This is a genomic window from candidate division WOR-3 bacterium (assembly GCA_016867815.1).
Lineage (GTDB): Bacteria > Hydrothermota > Tepidihabitantia > Tepidihabitantales > Tepidihabitantaceae > UBA2258.
Map to the genome: position 1 here is coordinate 1 of VGIR01000151.1, position 4,548 is coordinate 4,548.

General features: G+C 61.4%; 10 protein-coding genes. 2 read left to right on the forward strand and 8 right to left on the reverse strand.

Annotation, left to right across the window (positions count from 1 at the left end):
- Nucleotides 1–356 precede the first annotated feature (356 nt).
- The 4 genes from FJY68_13510 to FJY68_13525 all read right to left on the reverse strand — a co-directional run bounded on the left by FJY68_13510 (nt 357) and on the right by FJY68_13525 (nt 1,962).
- Nucleotides 357–725 carry a four helix bundle protein gene (locus FJY68_13510; GenBank protein ID MBM3332842.1) on the reverse strand — a complete coding sequence of 123 codons (369 nt, stop codon included), beginning with the start codon at nt 723–725 and terminating at the stop codon, nt 357–359.
- A 3-nt stretch (nt 726–728) separates the two neighbouring features.
- Nucleotides 729–1,025 carry an ORF6N domain-containing protein gene (locus FJY68_13515; protein MBM3332843.1) on the reverse strand — a complete coding sequence of 99 codons (297 nt, stop codon included), beginning with the start codon at nt 1,023–1,025 and terminating at the stop codon, nt 729–731.
- 152 nt (nt 1,026–1,177) lie between these two features.
- Nucleotides 1,178–1,645: a HEPN domain-containing protein gene (locus FJY68_13520; protein MBM3332844.1), complete on the reverse strand. Its 468-nt coding sequence runs from the start codon at nt 1,643–1,645 to the stop codon at nt 1,178–1,180.
- A complete protein-coding gene (locus tag FJY68_13525; protein MBM3332845.1) occupies nt 1,642–1,962 on the reverse strand; it encodes a nucleotidyltransferase domain-containing protein in 321 nt (106 codons plus the stop codon). Before FJY68_13525 ends, FJY68_13520 begins: the two co-directional genes overlap by 4 nt.
- 217 nt (nt 1,963–2,179) lie before the next feature.
- Here FJY68_13525 and FJY68_13530 point away from each other — a divergent pair, with 217 nt between their 5' ends.
- Together FJY68_13530 and FJY68_13535 are read left to right on the forward strand one after the other, a co-directional pair.
- Complete coding sequence (locus FJY68_13530) at nt 2,180–2,305, forward strand: type II toxin-antitoxin system VapC family toxin (GenBank protein MBM3332846.1); 126 nt, start codon at nt 2,180–2,182, stop codon at nt 2,303–2,305.
- The gene (locus tag FJY68_13535) at nt 2,298–2,528 is read left to right on the forward strand and encodes a hypothetical protein (GenBank protein MBM3332847.1); all 231 of its coding nucleotides are present in this window, start codon (nt 2,298–2,300) and stop codon (nt 2,526–2,528) included. Before FJY68_13530 ends, FJY68_13535 begins: the two co-directional genes overlap by 8 nt.
- Nucleotides 2,529–2,784: 256 nt before the next feature.
- Here the strand turns inward: FJY68_13535 and FJY68_13540 are convergent, their stop codons facing one another.
- The 4 genes from FJY68_13540 to FJY68_13555 form a co-directional block, all read right to left on the reverse strand.
- A complete protein-coding gene (locus tag FJY68_13540; protein ID MBM3332848.1) occupies nt 2,785–3,171 on the reverse strand; it encodes a type II toxin-antitoxin system RelE/ParE family toxin in 387 nt (128 codons plus the stop codon).
- Entirely contained in the window at nt 3,159–3,344 is a 186-nt protein-coding gene (locus tag FJY68_13545) for a hypothetical protein (GenBank protein MBM3332849.1), read from the reverse strand. The genes FJY68_13540 and FJY68_13545 overlap by 13 nt, the downstream gene beginning before the upstream one ends.
- Before the next feature lie 291 nt (nt 3,345–3,635).
- Nucleotides 3,636–3,854 (reverse strand): DUF2283 domain-containing protein, encoded by a 219-nt coding sequence (locus tag FJY68_13550; protein ID MBM3332850.1) that lies wholly within the window; start codon nt 3,852–3,854, stop codon nt 3,636–3,638.
- A gap of 21 nt (nt 3,855–3,875) precedes the next feature.
- Nucleotides 3,876–4,124 (reverse strand): DUF4258 domain-containing protein, encoded by a 249-nt coding sequence (locus tag FJY68_13555; GenBank protein ID MBM3332851.1) that lies wholly within the window; start codon nt 4,122–4,124, stop codon nt 3,876–3,878.
- Nucleotides 4,125–4,548 lie beyond the last annotated feature (424 nt).

The window sequence follows — 4,548 nt, forward strand, 5'->3', positions numbered from 1 at the left end:
GCATGAGTCAGTGACTCCTTTCATCCGAAGACCAGATTGTCAGGGGAAACCGCACTAACTATTAGACGTTGTCAGACACCGAAGGATGCGTCAAAAGGCACGAATCAGCTGGTTTTTAGACAAGCTCCACTTCCCATATTTCCGCCCCCTGCCAAGCCTGAACGTCCTGATTCATTTGCTTGCCGTCGGCTCATCTCTTGCGGCGGCGAGGCTTCTCGGAAGGGCGGTCGCGAGCGATGAAGTCAGACGCGGAGCCGGTTCGGTCGTCGTCCGGGCCAAAGCCAATGCGGCGCTTCAGGGCAAACGATGCGCACTGAGCGCTGAGCACTGAGCAAATGCATGGTCCGAAGAGGAATCTACCTTGCACGTCTCGCCTTCACGGTTCTGGCGCTTGCGGCCAGCATTGCCATCAACTCGTCGGCCTCGCCAAGCAGGGCCTCCAGTCGCCCGGCCGGAGCCAGGTGTTCCGCGGCGGCCAGTTCCAGCCAGTAGACGGTTTCTTCCAGTTCCTGCTGCGCGCCTTCGATCTTGCTGACGAACTCCGCATCCGAGCGAGCCCTGGCAGCCTCGCGGTGGTGAGCGCCTACCGATGTCCCGGCGCGCAGCATCTGCCTGCCGATCACCTGGGCCACCGCGTTCTTGGGCAGTGCGCTGTACATCCGGATGATCTGGAGTGCGAACTCGCGCGTCCTGTCCCGAAGCGTTGTCTCTCGCTCAGTGCTCATTGTTCAGATCTCAGCGCGCCATCCGCCCTGTTCGGCGAAGGCGAGGGGCGGGTAACGCTCTCCGCCCCAACTTGAAGTCACAATTTGTGACTTCAAGATGCGATGTTCATCTTGGGTCAACTGGAACATGAAGTCGACCGGGAAGCGTTCGATGTTGCGTTTGACGGCTTGGATCAGCACCTTGGGTGCGACTCCGTAGAGTGCAGCCAAGTCGGTGCTGAGCATGACCCGGTGGCCACGGATGAGTAGTATCGCCTGCTCGATGTGCCGTTGTGGAACCGGCGGGTTCTGGCTGATCATGCAAAACGCTCCTGGCTCCTGTCTGCCTTGGCTGCTGCGTTCACTGCCATTGCGGAACCCCTATGTACCGTGACAACATCGGGAGAATGTTAGGCGCAGAACGCCAGTAGTCAAGCACAAGCGCCGGGAGGCGTCAGCCCGACGCCGGCGGCTCAGCGCTTGCGGGCGCGTGGGCGGCGGGGCCTGGCGGCAGGGCGGCCCGCCTGCTGCTGCGCGGGTAGGTCGCGGGCGACTGGCGGTTCTTCCTGGCCGAGAAGCCGCTCGGCCAATAGGAGGAATTCCTCGGCGCGGGCAATCTGAACTTGTGCTTCTTCAGCGGAGACTGAGCCGGGGTAGTCGTAGTCGCCAACATGTCGTATCTCCAGCCCACGAATCAGGTGGCGGTGGAACTCATCCGGCACGATCTTTGTCCGCGTGAAGTGCTGGGCGAAGGCGGCGATGACGCCCGAGTGCCTGGAAAACGACAGTCCTTTGCCGGCCAGAAACGCCTCGGCCACGTAGAACATGGAATAGTAGGCCCGCGCAGCCGCAAAGCCGTGGTGGCCGGCATCGGTGAGGAGTTTCGCAGCGTCAAGACTCTGGCGGGCTTGCTCGATGAGTGGCTGCTGCTGCTTCGTCATACGGCTACGCCTTCGCGTCGCACGTTTGAGAACAGCGGTGTCCACTCGCTGCGGTAGCGTTCATCAGAAACGTAGACGCATGAGACGACCACATCGTGCTCCAACGAGATGCCCGATACGATTTCGCCGGTGCGTTCTATCTCCTGCCCGGGGGCGACCCTGCCCTTGAGCACCACGAGCACGTCTATGTCGGAGTCGGAGTCAGCATCACCCCGGGCCTGAGAGCCGAACAGGACCAGCTTGACAAGCCGGTCGCCATAGAGCTCCTTGAGTCTCCGCCGCAGTTCGTTGAGTACGCTGCGGATTTTCCTGCTCATACGAGAGGGAATGTAGCGTCGGACGGCAGTGATGTCAAGGCACGGCGCGATAACAGCCCGCCATTGTTCACGGCGTCAGCACTGGCCGCAGTCGGCGATCCGGTAGGCCGGCTGACGTCCGAGGTGGTTTGCGCTTGTTGAGTCCGGCGCTATAATAGAGCCATGCGGTTCAGGAGATTGCTCGTCTACGTGGACGCTTCCGCCGTTGGCGGTGCTGGTGAGCTGGAACTTCCGGCACATCGTGAACTTCGGGCGTATCCGCCTGTTCAATGCGGTCAACATGGAGGAGGGATACGGCAACCTCGAGATACGCACGCCCAAGGAGGTTCTTGACTATGAGTGAGAGGTTTGATGCAGTCGCCTTCATGCGGCGGCGGCGAGAGGAAATCGACCGTGAGGACGAGGGACTGTCGTGGGAGGAACGGACGCGCAAGACACGCGAATCGCTTCGTAGCGACGATCTCTGGTCCTACCTCAAGGATCGCGTCGCCGAGTCGGTAGCGAGCGAGCCGACCGTCGTGTCGGACAGACCATCGAGTTCGGACTGCGACAGGAACGGCGGATAACACCTCTCCCGTACCGACACGGCGGGCCTCCGGGCGGTGAAGAAGGCGGCGGTGGCGCGCTGGCGCGCGAGAGTAGAGAGTCGGGAGTAGAGAGTAGTCCTAAGAGCGAAGGGGCGGGCGCGAGCCCGCCCTTTGGTTAGACATAGAGGAGCGAAGGGCCTACGGTTTCGGTGCGTCGACGGCGAGGACGCACGCGGCTTGGGCGAGAGTTTCCAATCGGCAGGTCGCAGGTTTCGGGAAGCAGACCGCCAGCGGCTCAGCGTTTGCGGGCGCGTGGGCGGCGAGGCTTGGCGGCAGGGCGGCCCGCCTGCTGCTGCGCGGGCAGGTCGCGGGTTACGGGTGGCTCTCCTTCTTCCCAGATTTCGGGCAGGAGCCGCGCGCCATGCACGACCGCGGCGATCTGGACTTGCTTTCCTTTGATGCGATAGACAATGCGGTAGTTCTGGAACAGCAGCTCTCGAAGGTCGCTCCGGTCGTACTCGGGCACGACTCGGCCCGCTTCCGGGAACAGGGTCAGCTTCTCCGCGGCTGAGAAGATGCGCTGGGCAAACAGCTTGGCGTAGTATTCCGAATCCCGGCTGATGTACTCGCATATCTCGGCCAGCCCGGCCAGCGCGGAGGGAGACCAGACTAGCTGAGCCACTTCTTGAGTCGGTCGCGGGCGACGGTCTGCGTGATCCCCTTGCCCTCGTCCAGCTCCTTCAAGCCGGTTTCGACTTTGAGCCGGAAGTAAAGCTCGGCCATGATGTCTGCGATGCCGGCGTCGTCGGGGAGCCGTTCGATCATTGCAATGACTTCATTCTTTACCTTGGACACTTATAGCTCCTTTGGGTGATTCTAGGATGGCCGAGCCGTGAGTCAAGGCCGGGCCGTGTCCCAGGCCCGATATTGAATACAAAGACACAGAGATCACCAAGCAGACAGAGTCGGTTTCTGCTTCACCCTCTTCGTGCCTTCGTGACTTTGTCGTGAGTTCCTATGTCGGTTTCGAGCCGGGTGAATGCTTGCAGCCGGCTACCGGTGGGTGAAGAAGGCGATTGTGGCGAGGTGAGCTGCAGCCGGCTCAGGGCTGGCGGGCCCTGCGATCGGAGCCTCAGTTGCGGGCGGCTAGACGGTAGGGGCTGGGACCAGATCTTCCAGGACGATGCGCCGGAGAACCTGCTCGTCGCCGAAGCGCTTCCTTGCGTCGAGTACTTCAATGCCGGCAATCCGGCCGTCGGCCGCGTAGTCAACGGCAATGCCTTCGGCCACGTGCTTGGTTGTCACCGTGGTCTCGATGAACCTGATATACAGCGCATCAACTTCTGAATCGTAAGATATTCTCATCGCATTTCTTCTCTACGGTACTTAGTACACGTAGACCGTCACAACTGCAATCTCCGCCGGTTCATCCACAAAGACCGGACGGACCTGCTTGGACGTGCATCTCCGACCGTTCCAGTCCCGGCCAAAGGGGAACTCCTTGCGGGAGTCGAACCGGCCACGCTCGGCGGGCTGCCACTCAGCCTGCCTGATTGCCAACACAATCTCCTCCTCGGTTGCCCCGCGGTACACCATGTTCTCACGGGCATGGCGCGACAACCGAACCGGCTTCACGGAGCGATTCTAGCGCCGATGGCCAAGGGTGTCCACACTACCAGGAGGTCGGCGCGTCGGCGCTGAGGAAGCACGCGGCTCCGCCGCGAGTTACCAGTTACCAGTCTGCAGGTTGCAGTGGACAGACGAGTAGCCACCCGTCATGCTCCAGCGCGCTGCCTACGGCTTGGGGGCGGAGACGTCGAACACGTCCGTCCGAATCCTGGTAAGGACCGCGGGGTGAGGATGTCCCTGTCTTAGTTGAAAATCAGTAGCGGTTCCCCTGCCCGGATGGTAGCATCTGGGTTGTTTGAATGTTATGAAAGGAGAACCGCTGTGAGAAAGTACCGGAGATGGTCGTCGGCTGCAAGTCGGAACGTCAGGTCGGCAGGCAGGCAGGTGCTGGCTTCGCTGGATCAGGAGGATGCCTTGGAGCTATTGCAGG